Source organism: Mycobacterium shunyiense (assembly GCF_058270035.1).
Genome location: NZ_JBZDPT010000048.1, coordinates 60,616 through 79,356, shown reverse-complemented (window position 1 = coordinate 79,356; position 18,741 = coordinate 60,616). Strand labels below are relative to the sequence as shown.

The window sequence follows — 18,741 nt, the reverse complement described above, 5'->3', positions numbered from 1 at the left end:
GCCGCTGTCGGTCGTGTGCGGCCGCCTCCGTGTCCGGTCGCTGAAAGTCCAGGTCAGTCGGTGTGTCGCTATGGGGCATAGGTGTTGCAGCTACAGTGCATGGCGTGACTGCCCGCACGGCCACCAAGCCACTACTCCGCAATGCCAGAGCCTTGGCGGTATTGGCTGCGGCAATGGTCCCGGTGTTCGCCGGGTGCTCGACCGACGAGCCCGCGTCCCCGGAGGTTCCTCAGACCGAGACGCAGAGTGCCGGTGGCACAGGCAGCCACGGCCCGCACTTCCCGCACTGTGGCGGCGTGAGCGATCAGACGGTGACCGAGTTGACCCAGGTGCAGGGACTGGTCAACACCGCGACGAATTCGTCGGGCTGTCAATGGCTGCAGGGCGGCAGCATCCTGGGGCCGCACTTCTCCTTCACCTGGTTCCGGGGCAGCCCCATCGGGCGCGAACGCAAGACCGAGGAGCTGTCGCGGACCAGCGTGGAGGACATCAACATCGAGGGTCACGGCGGTTTCATCGCAGTCGGGGAGAACCCGCTCAAGGCCGGCGACGTCAACCTGTGTGAGATCGGCATCCAGTTCGACGACGATTTCATCGAGTGGTCCGTGAGCTTCGACCAGAAGCCCTATCCCGATCCGTGCGAGGTCGCCAAGGAGCTGACCCGCCAGTCGATTGTGAATTCCAAATGATGACGCGACGTGGGGTTGCCGGAGCGTTCGCGGTGCTGGCAGTGTTCGCCGGGCTGACCGGGTGCACGCGCACCGTGGACGGCGCTGCGGCCAAGGAAGGGTCCAGTGGCGGCCCCAGTAACAACAAGTCCGAGAAGACGTATCCCAACCTGCTCAAGGAATGCGACGTCCTGACCACGGACATCCTGGCCAAGACGGTGGGTGCTGACCCGCTCGACATCCAGAGCACCTTCGTCGGCGCGGTGTGCCGCTGGCAGGCGGCCAACCCGGCCGGCCTGGTCGACATCACCCGGTTCTGGTACGAGCAGGGCAGCCTGGACAACGAGCGTCAGACGGCCGAGAAGCTGCAGTACGCGATCGAGCAGCGGCGGATCGCCGGTGTCGATTCGATCGTGATGAAGCCCAACGGGCTCAACGGGGCGTGCGGTGTCGCCAGTGACGCGGCCGGCGTGGTCGGCTGGTGGGTCAATCCGCAGGCGCCCGGGATCGATGCCTGCCCGATGGCCATCAAGCTGATGGAATTGACGCTGGCCACCAACTCCTAGCGGGGTACGTGGAACCGCACCAGTGTCGCGCCGCCGAGCGCGAGCTGGTCCCAGGGGTCTCCGGTTCGCAGCACCGCGATGGCCGATGTCGGGAACTTCAGCGAAATGCTCTCCGCCGCAGTGCGGTTGGAGCCGTCTGCCAGGCCCAGGGCAACGGCGGACATGGCCGGCTCGTGCCCGATCACCAGAACAGTCGAAGGCTCGGTACCGAAACGTGACGCGACACCGTTGATCTCGTCGATGACGGTGCCCGGCCTCGCGTCGTAGATGCGTTCGGCGTATTGCACGGGGGCTTCGATGCCGGTGCGTTCCAAGGTCTGACGGGTCCGGGTGGCCGTCGAGCACAGCACCGCGTCCACCCCGTCGAAGTTGGCCCGGATCCAGTCCCCGGCCAGACCGGCCTCTCTGATCCCGCGCGCCGCCAGCGGGCGGTCGTGGTCGGCGACCCCGTCGGGATAGTCCGACTTGGCGTGGCGCATCAGCAGCAGGGTTCTGATCGGACTGATCGAATCGGCCATTCCAACGAGGTTAGGCCATGCCGTCGTAGGTCCCCGGACTTGTCGGCCGCCAGTCCTACACTCGCCTTGCTCGGAAGATGAACCCACCGGGGTCAACACAGAGAGGACGGGGCCGATGCGTTTTCTGCATACCGCCGACTGGCAACTCGGCATGACCCGTCATTTCCTGAACGGTGAGGCCCAGCCCCGTTACTCGGCGTCGCGCCGGGAGGCCGTCGCGGCCCTCGGCCCGGTCGCCGCGGCCTCGGGTGCGGAGTTCGTCGTGGTGTCCGGTGACGTGTTCGAGCACAACCAGTTGGCCCCGCGTGAGGTCAGCCTGTCGCTGGAAGCCATGCGCGGTATCGGGGTGCCGGTCTATCTGCTGCCGGGCAACCACGATCCACTCGACGCCGCGTCGGTCTACACCAGTGCGCTGTTCACCGCCGAATGCCCCGACAACGTCGTGGTGCTCGATCGCGCCGGCGTGCACGAGGTGCGCCAGGGGCTGGAGATCGTCGCGGCGCCGTGGCGGTCCAAGGCACCCACCTCAGATCTGATCGGGGACGTGCTGGCCGATCTCCCCGCCGACGGCGTCACCCGGGTTGTGGTGGGTCACGGCGGCGTCGACATCCTCGATCCGGACAAGGACAAGCCGTCGCTGATCCGGCTGGCCGCCGTCGAGTCCGCGTTGGCGCGCGGTGCCGTGCACTATGTGGCGTTGGGGGACAAGCACTCCCGCACCGAGGTCGGTTCGACGGGCCGGGTCTGGTACTCGGGTTCACCCGAAGTGACCAACTACGACGACATCGAATCGGATCCGGGGCATGTCCTGGTGGTCGATATCGACGAGACCGCTCCGCATCGGCCGGTACGGGTGGAGTCCGAACGGGTGGGCCGGTGGCGCTTCGTCACCCTGCGCCGTGAGGTGGACACCGACCGCGACGTGGCCGACCTGGATCTGAACCTGGATCTGTTGGCGGACAAGGAACGCACCGTGGTGCGTCTGGCGTTGACGGGCTCACTGACCGTGACCGACAAGGCGGCACTCGACGCCTGTCTCGACAAGTACGCCCGGTTGTTCGCCGCGCTCACCGAGTGGGAGCGGCACACCGAGATCGCAGTATTGCCTGCCGACGGCGAATTCGACGACCTGGGTATCGGTGGTTTTGCGGCGGCCGCCGTGGACGAGTTGGTGGCCACCGCCCGTACCGAAGGAGCCGGGGCCGACGACGCCAGGGCGGCGCTCGGGCTCCTGCTGCGCCTGGTCGACCGGGGGAGTGCGGCATGAAACTGCACCGCCTGGTCCTGACCAACTACCGCGGCGTCACCCACCGTGAGATCGAATTCCCCGATCACGGTGTGGTGGTCGTCAGCGGCGCCAACGAGATCGGCAAGTCCTCGATGATCGAGGCACTGGATCTGCTGCTCGAGGCCAAAGACCGCTCGGGCAAGAAGGAAGTGAAGCAGGTCAAGCCGACGCATGCCGACGTCGGCGCCGAGGTGATGGCCGAAATATCTACCGGCCCTTACCGTTTCATGTACCGCAAGCGCTTTCACAAGCGTGCCGAGACCCAGCTGACAGTGCTGGCGCCGGTACGCGAGCAGCTCAGCGGGGACGAGGCGCACGAGCGGGTGCTGACGATGCTCGCCGAGACGGTGGACACCAGCCTGTGGCAGGCCCAGCGGGTCTTGCAGTCCAGCTCGACCGCACCGGTCGACCTCTCGGGCTCAGACGCGCTGGCCCGGGCCCTGGACGTGGCCGCCGGTGAGGCGGTCGCGCTCTCCGGGGACGAGCCGCTGCTGGTCGAACGCATCGACGCGGAGTATCTGCGCTACTTCACCGCCACCGGCCGGCCCACCGGTGAGTGGGCGGCGGTGACCAAGCGGCTGGCTGCTGCCGAAGGCGAGATGGCGCAATGTGCCGCGGCGGTGGCCGAGGTCGACGACGCCGTGCGCCGGCATGCCGAGCTCAGCGCCGAGGTCACCGGACTGGCCGGTGAGCGCGAAGTGGCCCACGCCGCCTTGGTCGCGGCGCGCAAGGACGCCGAGGCGGTCGCCGCACTGGTGCAGCGGCTCAAAGAGGCCGACGTGGTGGCCGAGGCCGCCCGGGTGGCGCAGGCCGCCGCGGCCGCGGCCCTCACCGAACGCCGGCGGCTGCGGGCCGACCTCGACGAGCGGGCCACCACGATCACCGAACTGCAGGCCGCGCTCGGTGTGGCCGACGGTGAGTCCACCACCGCCCGTGAGGTTCACGAGGCCGCCGAGGCTGTGGCCGAACAAGCTCGGCTGGCAGCCCAGGAGCACGAAGCCAGGGTTGAGGCCGCCCGCGCCACCCTCACGCAGATGACCGACCGCGACGAGGCCGACCGGTTGGCCGCCAGGCTGAGCAAGATCGACGCCGGCGTGCGTGAACTCGACCGGATCAACCGCGACCTGACCGGGATCACGCTCGACGACGCGGGGATGCGGGCCATCGAGGCTGCCGCGGTCGCGGTGGAACGTGCTGCAGGGCAGGCCGAACTGGCTTCGGCGCGAATCGAACTCGTCGCCGTCGAGAACCTCGATGTCCGAGTGGACACGGCCGGGGTCGCTCTGGAGGCCGGTAGTCCCTGGTCGGTCAACACCACCGCCGAGACCGAGATCGCCGTGCCCGGTGTGCTCACCGTCCGTGTGGTGCCGGGCACGCCGGCCGCGCAGACACAGGCCCGTCTCGACGAGGCGCAGAACGTGTTGACGGCTGCGCTGGCCGCGGCCGGGGTCGACGGCGTGGAAGCCGCGCGGGCCCTCGATGCCCGGCGTCGGGAACTGATCGGCAGCCGGGATCGGTTGCGCGCCACCGTAGAAGCGCTCACGGGCGATGACCAGTTGGCGGATCTGCGGGCCCGTCTGGCGCAGCTGAGTGCCGGGCAGCCCGACGAGGCCGGGTTGTTCGAGCTCGCCGGGCCCACCGATATCGCCACCGCCCGCACTGAACTCGATACCGCGGTGAAGGCGCACCGCCAGGCCGTGGCCGACAGTGAGACCAGCCGCAAGGTGATCGCCGCGGCGGCCCAGAAGCTCACGGAGAAGTCGACCCGCTACAGCGTGCTGCGCGAGAAGCTCACCACGGCGCAGGCCGAGCTGACCGTGGCCGGTGGCCGGTTGGAGGTCCAGCGTGCGCAGGCCGGCGACGATGAGTTGGCGGTCAAGGCTCAGGCCACCGAGGAGGAGGCCACCGCCACAGCAGGCCACGCGACCGCGCTGCGTACCGAATTGTCGGCCACCGCACCGGATTCTGTGAAGGCCGCCCTCGACGAGGCGGTCCGTCGCGCGGCGGCCCTGGATGCTCGCCACGGGGCGGCCGCTGATGCGCTGCGGGAGTTGGCTGCGCAACTCAAGGTCTACGGCACCCAGGGGCGCAAAGGGCATCTCGATGCTGCCGAGACCGAACGCGAGCACGCCCACGCCGAATACCTCCGGGTGCACCGCCGGGCCCGGGCGGCCGAGACGCTGCGGACGGTGATGGCGCGCCACCGCGATGCCACCCGTCAGCGCTACGCCGATCCGTTCCGTCTCGAGGTGCAGCGGCTGGGCCGGCTCGTCTTCGGTGAGGATTTCGAGGTCGACGTCGACAGCGACCTCAACATCCGGACCCGCACGTTGTCCGGGCGCACGGTGCCCTACGAATCGCTGTCGGGCGGCGCCAAGGAGCAGCTGGCCATTGTCGCGCGGCTGGCCGGCGCGGCGATGGTGGCCAAGGAGGACAGTGTGCCCGTGGTCATCGACGACGCCCTCGGATTCACCGATCCGGACCGGCTGACCAAGATGGGAGCGGTATTCGACGCCGTCGGCGGAGACGGGCAGGTCATCGTGCTCACCTGCAGCCCGGAGCGTTACGCGAGCATCCAGGGCGCGCACCACATCGCCTTGACGGCCTAGAAGTAGGCGTTGGACGGAACGGGCGTGCCGTGCAACAGGTTCTGGCCGATCACCCGGGCCTTGTAGGCCACCGGGTTGTGCAGGGTGATAGTGCGGATGTTGCGCCAGTGCCGGTCAAGGTTGCGCTGCCGGGACGCCGCACTGGCCCCGCCGAGTTCCAGCAGTCGGGTGGCGGCCTCGGGTGCGACGTCGTCGAGGTGCACTTTCACTTTGGCGACCTTGAGCTGGGCTTCGGCCGCGAGCCGCAGGTCGGGCACCCCGTCGACGGCAGAATCGGTCGCCGCCCCGATCGCCGTCGCTGCGTCCAGCACGGCGGCCCTCGCGACGTAGGCCGTGCTGGCCAAGACTCCGAGTTGCCGCTGCAGCAGGGGATCGTCGGTGGGTCGTTCGGTGACGGCATGGCTGAAGTTGCGCTCGCGGGAGCGCAGCAGCGCCACGCCGTCGTCGACGACATTGGCCAGGATTCCGGCGACCACCGCGTGGATGAACAACTGCAGTGAGGCGTACTGCACGGTCGGGACCGGGTCGGCGTCATACGGGGTATCGGAGAGGATCTCGTCGGCAGCGACCGTGACATCGGTGAACGTCGTGGTGCCGGTTCCGGTGCGGCGCTGGCCGAAGCCGTCCCAGTCATCGACGAGCCGTACGCCTTCGCGGTCGGTCGGCACCAGGACGTTGGCCACCGAGTCGTGGTCGGTGGTGGCGGTCACGGTCAGGTAGTCCGAGAACAGGGTGCCGGTGCTGTAGTACTTTTCGCCGGTGAGCCGGTAGGTGCCGGCCCCGTCGGCCAGCAGCCGGGTGTTGAACACCAGGCTGCCCACGGCCAATGAGCCCTTCTCGCTGAATGCGTTACCGAAGATCTTGCCTTCGGCGATCTTGCCCAGCCAGCGCGCCGACACCGGATCCTCGGCATTGCGTAGGCGCTCCTCGGTGAACCAGAAGTGGGTCCGGAAGATGTGGGCGACGATCGGGTCGGCCTTGGCCACGTCGATCACCGCGGAAAAAAGCTGCGGCACAGTGAATCCTGAGCCGCCGAGGGACTCGGGCAGGCGCAGTGTGCCGAACCCGGCCCGCTTGAGCGCCGCGACCTGATCGAAAGGGTTCTCGTCGTTCAGGTCGCGGTCCTTGGCGCCTGAGGCGATCGAGGCCAGCAGGTCATCCCATTCCGGGGTTCCGGGCCGGAGGTGGGTCACGTTCTCGACGGTGGTCATGGCACCGTTGTATCTGGACCGGCTATCACTGGGCACGTGTTTGGATCAGCCCGAACCTAAGCCCTTCACCCGCATTCCGTAGAGATAGGTGGTCAGGTATTCGTCGATCACCTGGACCCGCACCTCGGGGGTGTCGGGAATGGTGATCAGCAGTGCGTAGAGCCCGGCGAAAAACGATGCGCCGTTGTGCAACACGTCTACCGTGTCCGGGATCTCGCCGGCGTCCCTGGCGCGCTGGAGCTCTTCGATCAATGCGACCAGCACGGGATGGTGTTCCCATTCCTCCGAGGGCGGGCGGGTCGTTGAAAAATGCAGCGCCAGAAAATCTTTGAATAGCGGACGGCCCAGCCGCCGCTCCAACTTCTCCAGCATGCGCACCGATTCGGTGAGGGTGGCGCGCACATCGTGCGGTGCGGCGAAGCGCCGGATGAGCTCGGCGGCCATCCGGGCCTCCTCGCGCTGTTCCAGCTCCACCAGGACGTGTTCCTTGGTGGGGAAGTGGAAGAAGAAGGTGCCGTGGGCGACGCCCGCGGCGGATGCGATTGCTGCGGTGTCGGCAGCGGCCATGCCCCCGCGCTTGAACTCGGCGATCGCGGCCCCGAGTAACCGTTCGCGGGTCTGCTGGCCCTTGCGGCTGCGGGGGGTGGCGTGGAGCACGGCCTCATGCTACGTCAGAAATAACTGACTGTACTCAGTTCTGGCCTTTCCTTTGAACCGTGGAGCCGCTACGGTTTCGAGTATTAGTTGATCTGACTGAAGTCAGTATTTGGAGGTCGGCGTGCAGATCCTGGAGCAGGTTCAAGACCTGCCGAAAGCCGGGAACATCAAGGCCCAGTGGGTGAGCCTGTGGACCGGGCCGGCAGTCGGTGCGGTCCTGCTGGTGGCGGCGCTGGCCTTCCCCGGCTTCTGGCCACCCATGTCGCCCACCTGGAGCGCGCAGCAGGTTGCCGGTTTCTATGCCGACCACACGGCGTGGATCCGGTTCAGCCAGGTGACGTTCAACCTGTGCGGGATCCTGATCCTGCCGTTCTTCATGGTGATCGTCGTTCAGATGAAGCGGATGAAGACCCAGAGCCATGTGTTCGCCTACTGCTACCTGACTGCTGCGGTCAGCGGTGCCACGATCTTCGCGCTGTCCAACGTGTTCTTCCTGGTGGCGGCGTTTCGCCCGGATCGCAATCCCGAACTGATCATGCTGCTCAACGACCTGGCCTGGATCGTGCTGGTCGCTCCGGTGGGCATGGTGGTGTCGCAGTTCGTCTTGCTGGCGGTGGCGGTCTACTTCGACAACGGGCCCGAACCGGTGTTTCCGCGCTGGGTCGGGCACTACTCGCTGGCCACCGCGGTGGCGATGATCCCGGCTGCGGGTGCTGCGGTTTTCCACACCGGGCCGCTGGCGTGGGACGGTGTGCTGGCCTTCTGGTTGCGCAACGGTGCGTTCGCGGTCTTCGTCATCGTGATGTTCTTCGTGCTGCGCCGCGCGGTACTCAGCCAGGCTGTTCAAGACGGGGTCGTGGAAGCTCGGGTGCGGGCGTGACAGTTCAGACCGAGGCGCCGCCGGGCAGACCCGACGTGCGGCTGATGACCTGGTTCTTCCCGCTCTGGTACGGCGCCTTCGGTGTCATCATCTGCATCCTGACCCGAGTGACGCCGCCGCCGCGCCCCGATGTCACCGCTGCCGACAAGGTGGCGTTCTTCGTCGAGCACGGTCTGACCATCAAGATCGGCTTCTGTCTGCTGCTGATCCTGCTCGGCGGGGCGGCGATGACCAACGGATTGGTCGCCTACCAGATCAAGCGCATGTCGGTGGGGTCGGTGTTCGCCTACGGCTACATCGGCGGCATGGGCGTCGGCGCGCTGCCCGGGTTCTTGTTGGTATCGGTGTGCTTTCTCACGGCGGCGTTTCGGCCGGACCGTGACCCGGAACTGATCAGCCTGCTCTATGACCTCGGAATGCTTTCCTACAACGGATCATTGGGGTGTTTCACGGCGGCCTACCTGGTGTTCGCGATTGCGATCCTCTACGACAAGAACCAGATCTTCCCGGCGTGGTTCGCCTATGTGACCATCTGGCAGATCATCACCGAGGTGATCGCCACCCAGATGTTCGTGTTCGAGTCAGGGCCGTTCGCCTGGAACGGATCAATCGCCTTCTGGTGGGCGGTGGTGGTCTTCTCCGTCTGGCTGTCTGCCCTGATCGTGCTGCTCCGGCAGGCGCTCAAGCGTGAGGAAACATACAGTGACGCAGACTGATTCGCGACCACAGGCCTCGTCGGAGCACCTGCCCGGCGACGGGCACATGTGGGTGATGGTGCTCGGCGACCTGGTCATCTTCGGTGGCTACTTCATCGTCTTCATGATCTACCGCACCATGTATCCGGACGAATTCCTGCGGGCCCAACAGCATCTCGACATCACGATCGGTGTGGCCAACACCGTGATCCTGCTGACCAGTTCCTGGTTGGTGGCCCGTGCGGTGCTGGCCGCCCGCGCCGGGCGGCACGAAACGGCGATCCGGCTCACCTGCGCCGGAGGTGTCGGCGGTCTGATGTTCATGGCCTGCAAGGGTTATGAATGGGTCGTCAAGATCCGGAACGGGCACACCAATTCCGAGATGTTCTACTCGTTCTACTACGTGCTGACGGGTGTGCACCTGATCCACGTCCTGATCGGGCTCATCGTGTTGGGCGTGATCGTGCGGGAATTGCGCAATCCCTCCCGACGGCGCGCATCGGTCGTGGAGGCGAGCGCGGTCTACTGGCACATGGTCGACCTGCTCTGGGTGATCATCTTCGGCCTGCTGTACGTGGTGAGGTGACGATGACCGACAAGGCTGTGACCCAGACGTGGCTGGTACTGGTCGCCATCACCGTCGGATCCTGGTGGTTGGCACCGGCGCAGTATTCGGACGCGCTGCGGGCCAGTGTGCCGATCACCGCGCTGGTGCTTGCGTTGACGCTGATCAAGTCCCGTTTGATCATCCGGCAGTTCATGGAGGTCCGGACCGCGCCGAGGTGGCTCAAACTCGCCACGGACGGCTGGCTGGTGGCGCTGTTCGGAGCGATTCTCACCATCTATCTGATGTGAGCATCGCGCGGCACAATGGAACGCAATGACCATGAACGCCAAGCGCAGGCGGGTGCACGACAAGCTGGCTGCGCTACCGGGGGTGCGCGCGGTGCGGCGCCCGGTCAGCCCTGGTTCTGACGAGCGGTTCGACCTGTTCTACGTACGGTCCGGGCGTAAATCCGCGCATCCGGTGGTGATCATCCCGGGAGGTCCCGGCGTGGCATCGATGCAGCCGTACCGCGCGTTGCGCAGGCGGGCGGCTGCGACCGGATTCGACGTGATCATGATCGAGCACCGCGGCGTCGGGATGTCGCGGCATACCGACGCGGGTGCGGATCTGCCGCCGGCGGCCATCACCGTCGAACAGGTGGTCCACGACGTGGCCGCGGTGCTCGACGACGCGGGCGTGCACGAGGCGGTGCTGTACGGCACCTCGTACGGGAGTTACATCGCCGCCGGCTTCGGTGTCCGCCACCCGGACCGGGTCGCGGCGATGGTGCTGGACTCGCCGCTGCTGTCCACCGCTGATATCGAAGTGGTGCGCAGTGCTGTCCGGGGCCTCCTGTGGGAGGGTACGGACCCGGACACTGCGGACCTTGCGCCCAAGGTCCGGCGCCTGGTGGCCGGCGGGGCATTGGCCACCAGGGGAGGAGAACTGGCCGGTCTGCTGTACGGGTTCGGTGGCGCTGCCCTGCTGGACCGCCAACTCGATCTGCTGCTGCGCGGCCGCACGGTGGTTTGGTCGGGGCTCGCCCGGCTGAGCCGACTGTCGACGCGAAAAGCGCCGTACCGCAACGAGGTAGACCTCGTCGGGCGGATCGCCTTCCGCGAACTGAACTACGCCGGCGTGCCCGATGGCCTCCCGCTGGACCCTGCGCTGGAGATGGCCGACATGATCGGCAGCGCAAAGTTCTTCGAACCCTTCGAGGTGGAGCCCTTCGACCTGCCGGCCGAGCTACCGGACTTTCACTGGCCCACCGTCGTACTGTCCGGTGGCCGGGACCTGACCACACCGCCGGCCGTTGCGGAGCACATCGCCGAGCTGGTCCCCGGGGCCGTGCTGGTTTTCATGCCGACGGTGGTGCACAGCGTGATCGACACCAGGGAGCGTGCGGCGTTCGCAGTGATCCGTGCCGTGCGCGACGGTGTGGCCGAACAACTTTCGGCCACCGCCGACGAACTGGATGCCCTGCCCGCACGTCCTGCCATCCGGGTCGCGGTTTCGGCGATAGCGGCGGCCACGGCTGTGGAATCGGCGGTGCCGGCCGTCAATCGTCCGTGGCAATGATGACGGTGGCCGAGCCACGCGGGCGGCATACGGCAATGAACTCGTGGAACCCGCTGAGGCCGACAACCCATCCGTAGGAATGCTCGTTGCCCTCCCGCGGCACGCTCAACCGGTAGATCTCGTCGGCGGTACTCAGGATCGGCGCCGTCCACGCCATCACCAGTTCGCGCGACAGCAGGAACTCGGCGCTGACCCACGGGTTCAGGTTAGTCGCAGGCCACGACCACAGGGTTGCCACCGCGTCGGCGTGTGAACATCGCTGGAAGCCATCAGCATTGAGGGAATCCAGCCGGTAGGGACCATGCACGGGGTCGGGTTTCCCAGTCCACGGGGAAGCACAGTCGTGGTGGTAGCGGGGATGAGTCAGGACACTGTCGATCAGGTCGGTGCCCGACACCGCCACCGGGATCGCGAACGTCAGCAGAGCACACCAGCTGTACATACCCGGAGCCATGCGTACGGTGGTGTCGCCGATGAGTTCGACGTGCACGGGCGGCGCTACTTGAGGAAGCCGACCTTCGTATAGTCGGTGTCGGCCAGGCCGGGGGCCCCGAAATTGGCCAGGTTGCTGCGCACCGCCACGTTTCCGGGCGACTGGAACAACGGAAGGCTGAACACCTCGTCGAACAGCATCTTGTCCAACTCGTTGGCCAGGGTCAGGGCTTTGGCCGGGTCCAGCTCTTCCAGCGTCTGCTCGATCTTGGCGTCGATCTCCGGGCTGCCGATCTTGCCGAAGTTGCTGGCCCCGTCCTGCGCGTAGATCTGGGTCAGCGAGCTCAGCGGGAAAGCGTCTCCGAGGAAGGCGAACTGGGCAATGTCGAAGTCGCCCTTGATGATGTAGTTGGTGAAGAACCCGGTACCCGGCTTGGTGTCGAGCTTCAGGTTCACCCCGATCTGGCCGAGCATGTTCTGCGCGATCTGGGCCACCTGCCGGGTGCTGCCCGCGTCGTAGAACACATTGCGGATGACGAGTTCTTTGCCGTCTTTCTCCCGGAACTGCCGTCCTTCAGGCACTTTCCAGCCCAGCGCGTCGAGTTCGGCCTTGGCTTTCTCGGGGTCGAACGCCACCGACGCGGCGTTGTCCTGGTAACCCTGCTGACCCGCGACGAAGATGTGGTTGTTCAGCGGGACCGGGTTGTCGGTGAGACCCCGCTGGGTGATGTTGGCGAGCGCCTGACGATCGATGCCCTTGGCGACGGCGCTGCGCAGCGCCGGGTCGGCCAGGATCGAGCCGGGTGCGCCGTTGAAGGTCAGGTGGTACCAGCTGGCCGACGGTGCCCGTCGGATGCTGATCCCCGCGGTCTTACGGGCGATGGTCAGTTCGTCCAGCGACGCGGTGCCGGTCGCGTCGATGGTGTTGTTCTGCAGCGCCGGGATGCGGGCGGCGTCATCGAGCACCAGGTAGGTGATGGTGTCCAGCAGCGGCGGGGTACCCCACCATTTCGGGTTGCGGCTCAACGTGATCCGCTGAGCGCCCCGGTCGATGTTGGTCACCATGAACGGGCCCGCCGACGGCCCGGGCGCAGTCAGTTGCCCCTTGTTGAAGGCCTCGGGGGTGGAGGTCATGCTCTTGGGCAGCAGCCGGCCGTTGCCGGCGAACATGCCCTTCCAGTCCGCGTAGGGCTTGGCGAAGGTCATCACGGCCTGGCGGTCATCGACGCCGCGGGTCACCGAGGCCACCCGCTCGAAGCCGTTGGGCGCGGCGATGACGAACGCCGGGTCCTTGCCGCTGTTGGCCTCGGTCTGGGACTTGATGTCCTCCCAGGTGATCGGCGTGCCGTCGGTCCACACCGCCTTGGGATTGATCGTGTAGGTGACCACCTGGGGGTTGGTGCCCGTCAGTTCGACATTGGTGAAGTAGTCGGTGTTGACCGTCGCCGATCCGTCAGCGGCGATCACGAACGTGCGGGGCATGGTGGGCCTGGTGAGCGCGCCGACGTCGCCGGTGTTGCCGTCGAGGTGCAGCGGATTGAAGTTCGAGGGGAACTCGGTCAGGGCCAGGCGCAGATTGCCGCCCTGACGCAGGTTCGCGACGTCCTGCGGATTGATGTCGTTGGTGGTGCCGACCTCGGCGTTTCCGCCGGCGGAGGGGGTCTCCCGATCACCGCCGGAACATCCGGTGAGAGCGAGGCCGGCAACAACGGTGGCGATAGCCAATCGTCGGATATTGAATCCGTTCATGCCGCCGATGCTAGAGGTACGCGGGCCGCTATGGGGTCAGGACTCGGGCAGCGCCGGTTCGACGGTTGCGTTGGAACGGCAGCCGATACCGTGGGACCCGGGTTTTTCGACGGGGGAGGCGCGGCCGTGACGGACACGACTGGCACCGATGTTCGCTGGTCGCCGGCGACGCGAATCGGTTTCCGCTTCGGGTTCTGCTACTTCGGCCTTTTCGGGCTGGCTTGTTTTGTGGGGCTTACTCCGGTGTTGTTGGCGGGCGCCGGGATCCCTCTGCCGTGGTCCTCGGTTGCGGGCCTGCTTGAGGCGGTGCGTCCGTTGATCGATTGGACCGCATCCGGAGTTCTCGGACTGCGGATCGAGAGCATGCAGGTGGGCAGCGACAGTGCATTCCAGTGGACTGCACTGTTCCTGATGCTGGTGGTCTCCACGGTTGCGACTGTCGTCTGGTCGGTACTTGACCGTCATCGCGACAACTACGCGCGCTTGGCTGCCTGGCTCACCTTGTACCTGCGATTCGTACTGGCCACGGCGATGTTCTATTTCGGGATGGCCAAGGCCATTCCCACCCAGATGCCGTTTGTGCTGAACCGTCTGGTCGAGCCCTTCGGCAACTTCAGCCCACAGGGTGTGTTGTGGTCGCAGGTGAGCATCTCGCAGCCCTACCAGATCGCACTGGGGTCGGCCGAGCTGCTGGCCGGAGTATTACTGCTGATCCCGAGGGCGGTGCCGGCCGGCGCCTTGTTGGCAGCGATCGACATGTCGCAGGTCTTCCTGCTCAACATGACCTACGACATCCGACTCAAGACCGTGTCGTCGATGCTGCTGCTGATGAGCCTGTTCCTGCTGGCGCCCTACGCCGCGCGGCTGGCGGCGGTGCTGTTCTCTGATCGCGCCGTTCCCGCGGCGAGCACACCTCAGCTGTTCACCTCGGGACGGGCCAACCGAATCGCGTTGGTGGCCCAGCTATTGGTCGGTGCGATGCTGTTCGGTGTCACTGCGGCGCAGAACTGGCAACAGTGGGCCAGACCGGTTCCCGAGCTCTACGGCATCTACCGCGTCGACGGCTTCTCGGCCGAGGGCTACCGGCGTGATCCGCTGCTGACCGACGAATTACAGTGGCGTCGAGTGATTTTCGACCGTTCGTTCAACCTTGCCGACCCGATGCGGCTGACCATCCAGCACATGGACGACTCGTTCGAGGAATACGGCGGCACGATCGATGCGAGTCGGCATTTCATCGACTTGAATCACTACATCGAGCTGGGAACCTCCAGGCAGACGCCGGTGCGGGTGCGCCTGACCTACTGGTGGCCGGGACCCGACCGCTTGGTGATCGACGCCGACGACTACGCCGGACACCGCATTCACGCCTGGTGCACCAAGGTGGATCCGAACTCGTTTCCGTTGGTGGAGAGGGGCTTCAGTTGGGTCCGCGAGACTCCGTACAACAGGTGAACTCAGTCGGCCGGCTTTGGTTGCGGCACGGCGGCCAGCAGCTTGCGGGTGTACGCGTGCTGCGGGTTGGCGAGCACCTCCTCGCCTGAGCCCTGTTCGACGACGGCGCCCTTGTACATCACCGCGACATCGTGGGCCAGGTGTTTGACCACCGACAGGTCGTGGGAGACGAACAGGTAGGCCAGGCCGAACTGGTCCTGCAGGTCCAGCAGCAGGTTGATGATCCCGGCCTGGATCGAGACGTCCAGCGCGGAGACCGGCTCGTCGAGCGCGATGATCTTGGGCTGCAGGGCCAGGGCACGGGCGATCCCGATGCGCTGCTTCTGTCCCCCGGAGAACTCGGCCGGGTAGCGGGCGGCGTCGGCGCGTCGCAGGCCCACCAACTCGAGCAGCTCGGCCACCCGTCCGTCGATGCGCGGTTTGTCGAAGCCATTGGCGGTCAACGGCTCTGCCAACACATCCGAGACCGGCAACCGCGGGTCCAGTGAAGCCACGGGGTCCTGGAACACCACTTGAAGGTCGGTTCGCAGGGTACGCCGCGTCTTGCGGTCCAGGGTGGCCACGTCCGAGCCGAGCACTTCTATCGAGCCCGATTGCGGTGCAGACAGATTCAGGATCTCGTGCAGGGTGGTGGATTTTCCCGATCCGGACTCGCCGACGATGCCGAGGGTGCGGCCGCTGCGCAGGTCGAAGCTGACCTTGTCGACCGCGCGGACCTCACCGACCTGCCTGCGCAGCACCACGCCTTTGGTGAGCTTGTAGGTCTTGGTCAGCTCGCGCACCCGCAGTACCACATCGGCGTCGCCGGAAGGCTTCTCCGGGGCGGTGACGTCGGTCTCGGGGCCGCCCGCTAACCCGTAGATCTCGGCGGCACTGCGCCCACTCACCTGATCGGTGCGGATGCAGGCTGCATGGTGATCCGGCGCCAGCTCGATGAGTTCTGGCTCGGCGGCCAGACATTCGTCGATGGCCAGCGGGCAGCGGGGCGCGAACGGGCAGCCGGTCGGTACCGTCGTGAGCGACGGCGGTGCACCAGGGATGGGCACCAGACGCGTGCCCTGCGAGGCATCCAGGCGTGGCACAGAGCCGAGTAGGCCGACGGTGTAGGGCATCCGGGCGTTCTCGTACAGCTTGGCCACCGGAGCGTCCTCGACGGCCCGTCCGGCGTACATCACGAGTGCCCGGTCGGCGAATTCGGCGACCACACCGAGGTCGTGGGTGATGATGAGCACCCCGGCGCCGGTGACGTCGCGCGCGGTCTTGAGCACGTCGAGGATCTGGGCCTGGACCGTGACGTCGAGGGCGGTGGTGGGCTCATCGCAGATCAGCAGATCAGGATCGTTGGCGATGGCGATGGCGATGACCACCCGCTGGCGTTCGCCGCCGGACAACTCGTGCGGGAACGAGCGGGCGCGTTGTTCCGGCTGGGCGATCCCGACCAGCTCCAGCAGTTCGACGGCCCGGGACCGGGCCGCGCGCCGCCCCAGATCGCGGTTGTGGGCTTCGAGCGCCTCGGCGATCTGATCACCCACGGTGTAGACCGGCGTGAGTGCGGACATCGGGTCCTGGAACACCGTGCCGACGGTGTTGCCCCGGACCCGTGACAGCTGCGCGTCGGACAACCCGATCAGTTCCTCGCCACGCAGCCGCACCGATCCGGACACCTCGGCGAACTCGGGCAGCAACCCGATCACCGCCATGGCACTGGCCGATTTCCCGGCACCGGACTCGCCGACGAGCGCGACCACCTCACCGGAATCCACATGGAAGTTCAGGCCCCGCACCGCGTGTACCGCGTCGGTGTCCGTAGGGAAGTCCACCGTCAGATCAGATACCTCGAGTAGCCGGCTCATCGGGTGCCGCCCTTCCGCCGACTCCGCCGTCGCAACCGGCCGCTGCCCGGGTCGAGGGCGTCGCGGAGGCCGTCTCCGATCAGGTTGGCGCACAGGATGATCAGTACCAATACCCCGGCCGGGAACAAGAACACCCAGGGGAAGGTGGTGGCGGACTTGGTGCCGTCGGCGATCAGCGTGCCCAGCGAGACGTCGGGGGCCTGGATGCCGAATCCCAGGTAGCTCAAACCGGTTTCGGACAGGATCGCCACTCCCACGTTGAGCGCGGTGTCGATGATCAGGATGGACGCCACGTTCGGCAGGATGTGCCGCACGATGATGCGCGCGCTGCTGACACCCATATAGCGGGCAGCCAAGACGAATTCGCGCTCCCGCAGGCTCAGCGTCATCCCCCGCACGATGCGGGAGCTGATCATCCAGCTGAACGCCGAGAGCAGCACGATCAGCCAGAACACCCGATCGGACTGGCTCAACCGGGGCGTGACGATCGCGATCAGGATGAAGCTGGGCACCACCAGCAACACGTCGACGATCCACATGAGCGTGCGATCGCGCCAGCCGCCGAAATATCCGGCGACCGACCCGACCGTGGCGGCGATGACGGTCGAGATGAACGCCACGCACACACCGATGAGCATGGATTTCTGCATGCCGCGCAGGGTTTGGGCGAGGATGTCCTGCCCGAGTGCGTTCGTGCCGAACCAGTGGTCGGTCGACGGCGGCTCCTGCAGCGCGTAGTAATCGAGGTCCGAATAGCTGTAGGGGAGCACCGAAGGCAGCGCGTAGCAGGCCACGAACATGATCACCAGCAGTGTCAGCGACACCACGGCGGGCCAGTTGCGCAGGAACCGGCGGAACACGAGGGTGCGCCGGGTGGCGAATTCCTCGGTGTGCAGGCCCGAGCGGGCCGCGGCGGCATCCCCGGTGGGAGCAGACGTCTGGGTCATGTGACTCGCACCCTCGGGTCGAGCATCGCGTAGATGACGTCGGAGAGCAGGCCGGCGACCAGGATCACGGTCCCGGTGAACACCGTGATCGCCGCGATGATGTTGGTGTCCTGGGTGGCGATGCCCTGCACCACCCATTCGCCCATCCCGTGCCAGCCGAAGATCTTCTCGACGAACACCGAACCGGTTACCAGCCCGGCCACCCCGTAGGCGAACAGGGTGGCCATCGGAATGAGTGCGGTCCGCAGCCCGTGTTTGAACAGGGCGCGACGTCGGGTCAGCCCCTTGGCCCGCGCGGTGCGGATGAAGTCCTGGCCGAGCACGTCGAGCATCGCGTTGCGCTGGTACCGGCTGTAGCCGGCGATGGCCATCAGGGCCAGGGTGAACGTCGGCAGCACGAGGTGCTGCAGCCGGTCGACGAACTGGTCCCAGGCGCCGCCGACGGGCACCGGCGCCGTTTCCCCCGTGTACTCGAAAATTTGCACGCCGAGAATCGAGTTCACGTTGAGTGCGGCCAGGATCAGCATGTTGGCGATCACGAAGGACGGCGTGCTGATCACCAGCAGGGACAGCACGGTGATGACGCGGTCCGACAGCCGGTACTGGCGGATCGCTCCCCACGCGCCGACCACCACGCCGATCACCGCGCCCGAGATCGCGCCGATGACGAGCAGGCGCAGGGTCACCCCGATGCGTCGCCACAACTCGTCGACCACCGGCTGGCCGGTCACCGTGGTTCCGAAGTCGCCGCGGACCGCGTCGGCTGCCCAGTTCGCATAGCGGAGCGGAATGGGCTGGTCGAGGCCGAGTTCAGCGGCTTTGGCGTCGATCGCGGATTGCGGCGGCCGCGGATTGCGCTGCTCGAGGCTGTCGAGGGGTTTGAAGTTCAGCGACGTCAGCGTGAACGTCAGGAACGATGCCAGGGCCAGCAACACGATGTAGTTGAGCAGCCGGCGCGCCAGAAAGCGCGTCATCCGGTTGTTCCTGCCCACGGCTGCATGCCAGACAGGGTAGAGCAGCCGGGCACCGGAACCCGGTCATCGCGGTGATGTGAGGTTCGGCGCGCCCCGCGCTCGATGGGTAACTGG

At 66.6% G+C, this 18,741-nt stretch carries 18 protein-coding genes; 10 read left to right on the top strand and 8 right to left on the bottom strand.

The window, feature by feature from the left end; translation table 11 throughout:
* Nucleotides 1-95: 95 nt before the first annotated feature.
* Nucleotides 96-689, top strand: a complete 594-nt coding sequence (locus AC4ELS_RS31680) for a DUF3558 domain-containing protein (protein WP_082941536.1) — start codon at nucleotides 96-98, stop codon at nucleotides 687-689.
* On the top strand, nucleotides 689-1,234 hold the full coding sequence (locus tag AC4ELS_RS31675) for a DUF3558 domain-containing protein (protein WP_064879638.1): 546 nt from the start codon (nucleotides 689-691) through the stop codon (nucleotides 1,232-1,234). The genes AC4ELS_RS31680 and AC4ELS_RS31675 overlap by 1 nt, the downstream gene beginning before the upstream one ends.
* Here the strand turns inward: AC4ELS_RS31675 and AC4ELS_RS31670 are convergent.
* Nucleotides 1,231-1,752 (bottom strand): SixA phosphatase family protein, encoded by a 522-nt coding sequence (locus AC4ELS_RS31670; protein WP_448448361.1) that lies wholly within the window; start codon nucleotides 1,750-1,752, stop codon nucleotides 1,231-1,233. The two genes, AC4ELS_RS31675 and AC4ELS_RS31670, sit on opposite strands and share 4 nt — an antisense overlap.
* 115 nt (nucleotides 1,753-1,867) lie before the next feature.
* Between AC4ELS_RS31670 and AC4ELS_RS31665 the strand changes: the two genes are divergently transcribed.
* Both AC4ELS_RS31665 and AC4ELS_RS31660 read left to right on the top strand, forming a co-directional pair.
* Nucleotides 1,868-3,019 (top strand): metallophosphoesterase family protein, encoded by a 1,152-nt coding sequence (locus tag AC4ELS_RS31665; protein WP_448448362.1) that lies wholly within the window; start codon nucleotides 1,868-1,870, stop codon nucleotides 3,017-3,019.
* The gene (locus tag AC4ELS_RS31660; RefSeq protein ID WP_448448363.1) at nucleotides 3,016-5,649 is read left to right on the top strand and encodes an AAA family ATPase; all 2,634 of its coding nucleotides are present in this window, start codon (nucleotides 3,016-3,018) and stop codon (nucleotides 5,647-5,649) included. Before AC4ELS_RS31665 ends, AC4ELS_RS31660 begins: the two co-directional genes overlap by 4 nt.
* Here the strand turns inward: AC4ELS_RS31660 and AC4ELS_RS31655 are convergent.
* Together AC4ELS_RS31655 and AC4ELS_RS31650 are read right to left on the bottom strand one after the other, a co-directional pair.
* Nucleotides 5,646-6,860: an acyl-CoA dehydrogenase family protein gene (locus tag AC4ELS_RS31655; RefSeq protein WP_448448364.1), complete on the bottom strand. Its 1,215-nt coding sequence runs from the start codon at nucleotides 6,858-6,860 to the stop codon at nucleotides 5,646-5,648. The genes AC4ELS_RS31660 and AC4ELS_RS31655 overlap by 4 nt on opposite strands.
* Nucleotides 6,861-6,905: 45 nt before the next feature.
* Nucleotides 6,906-7,517, bottom strand: a complete 612-nt coding sequence (locus tag AC4ELS_RS31650) for a TetR/AcrR family transcriptional regulator (protein ID WP_448448365.1) — start codon at nucleotides 7,515-7,517, stop codon at nucleotides 6,906-6,908.
* A gap of 121 nt (nucleotides 7,518-7,638) precedes the next feature.
* Here AC4ELS_RS31650 and AC4ELS_RS31645 point away from each other — a divergent pair, with 121 nt between their 5' ends.
* Genes AC4ELS_RS31645 through AC4ELS_RS31625 form a run of 5 tightly spaced genes read left to right on the top strand, consistent with a single transcriptional unit; the run spans nucleotide 7,639 to nucleotide 11,217 of the window.
* Nucleotides 7,639-8,397 carry a hypothetical protein gene (locus tag AC4ELS_RS31645; protein ID WP_064879682.1) on the top strand — a complete coding sequence of 253 codons (759 nt, stop codon included), beginning with the start codon at nucleotides 7,639-7,641 and terminating at the stop codon, nucleotides 8,395-8,397.
* A gap of 44 nt (nucleotides 8,398-8,441) precedes the next feature.
* Nucleotides 8,442-9,113 carry a hypothetical protein gene (locus AC4ELS_RS31640; RefSeq protein WP_448448400.1) on the top strand — a complete coding sequence of 224 codons (672 nt, stop codon included), beginning with the start codon at nucleotides 8,442-8,444 and terminating at the stop codon, nucleotides 9,111-9,113.
* 46 nt (nucleotides 9,114-9,159) lie between these two features.
* Complete coding sequence (locus tag AC4ELS_RS31635) at nucleotides 9,160-9,678, top strand: cytochrome c oxidase subunit 3 (RefSeq protein WP_448448401.1); 519 nt, start codon at nucleotides 9,160-9,162, stop codon at nucleotides 9,676-9,678.
* Nucleotides 9,679-9,680: 2 nt separating this feature from the next.
* The gene (locus AC4ELS_RS31630; protein WP_448448366.1) at nucleotides 9,681-9,947 is read left to right on the top strand and encodes a cytochrome C oxidase subunit IV family protein; all 267 of its coding nucleotides are present in this window, start codon (nucleotides 9,681-9,683) and stop codon (nucleotides 9,945-9,947) included.
* A gap of 25 nt (nucleotides 9,948-9,972) precedes the next feature.
* Nucleotides 9,973-11,217: an alpha/beta hydrolase gene (locus AC4ELS_RS31625; protein WP_448448367.1), complete on the top strand. Its 1,245-nt coding sequence runs from the start codon at nucleotides 9,973-9,975 to the stop codon at nucleotides 11,215-11,217.
* Here AC4ELS_RS31625 and AC4ELS_RS31620 read toward each other — a convergent pair.
* Both AC4ELS_RS31620 and oppA read right to left on the bottom strand, forming a co-directional pair.
* A complete protein-coding gene (locus AC4ELS_RS31620) occupies nucleotides 11,198-11,707 on the bottom strand; it encodes a hypothetical protein (protein WP_064879624.1) in 510 nt (169 codons plus the stop codon). The genes AC4ELS_RS31625 and AC4ELS_RS31620 overlap by 20 nt on opposite strands.
* A gap of 8 nt (nucleotides 11,708-11,715) precedes the next feature.
* A complete protein-coding gene (gene oppA, locus AC4ELS_RS31615) occupies nucleotides 11,716-13,398 on the bottom strand; it encodes an oligopeptide ABC transporter substrate-binding protein OppA (RefSeq protein WP_135359155.1) in 1,683 nt (560 codons plus the stop codon).
* A gap of 90 nt (nucleotides 13,399-13,488) precedes the next feature.
* On the opposite strand from oppA, the gene AC4ELS_RS31610 reads away from it, so the two are divergent.
* The gene (locus tag AC4ELS_RS31610; RefSeq protein ID WP_064879620.1) at nucleotides 13,489-14,853 is read left to right on the top strand and encodes a hypothetical protein; all 1,365 of its coding nucleotides are present in this window, start codon (nucleotides 13,489-13,491) and stop codon (nucleotides 14,851-14,853) included.
* Between the two features lie 2 nt (nucleotides 14,854-14,855).
* Here AC4ELS_RS31610 and oppD read toward each other — a convergent pair whose 3' ends face one another.
* Genes oppD through oppB form a run of 3 tightly spaced genes read right to left on the bottom strand, consistent with a single transcriptional unit; the run spans nucleotide 14,856 to nucleotide 18,627 of the window.
* The gene (oppD, locus tag AC4ELS_RS31605) at nucleotides 14,856-16,706 is read right to left on the bottom strand and encodes an oligopeptide ABC transporter ATP-binding protein OppD (protein WP_448448369.1); all 1,851 of its coding nucleotides are present in this window, start codon (nucleotides 16,704-16,706) and stop codon (nucleotides 14,856-14,858) included.
* On the bottom strand, nucleotides 16,703-17,653 hold the full coding sequence (oppC, locus tag AC4ELS_RS31600) for an oligopeptide ABC transporter permease OppC (protein ID WP_448448370.1): 951 nt from the start codon (nucleotides 17,651-17,653) through the stop codon (nucleotides 16,703-16,705). Before oppC ends, oppD begins: the two co-directional genes overlap by 4 nt.
* Nucleotides 17,650-18,627 (bottom strand): oligopeptide ABC transporter permease OppB, encoded by a 978-nt coding sequence (gene oppB / locus AC4ELS_RS31595; RefSeq protein ID WP_064879614.1) that lies wholly within the window; start codon nucleotides 18,625-18,627, stop codon nucleotides 17,650-17,652. Before oppB ends, oppC begins: the two co-directional genes overlap by 4 nt.
* Nucleotides 18,628-18,741 lie beyond the last annotated feature (114 nt).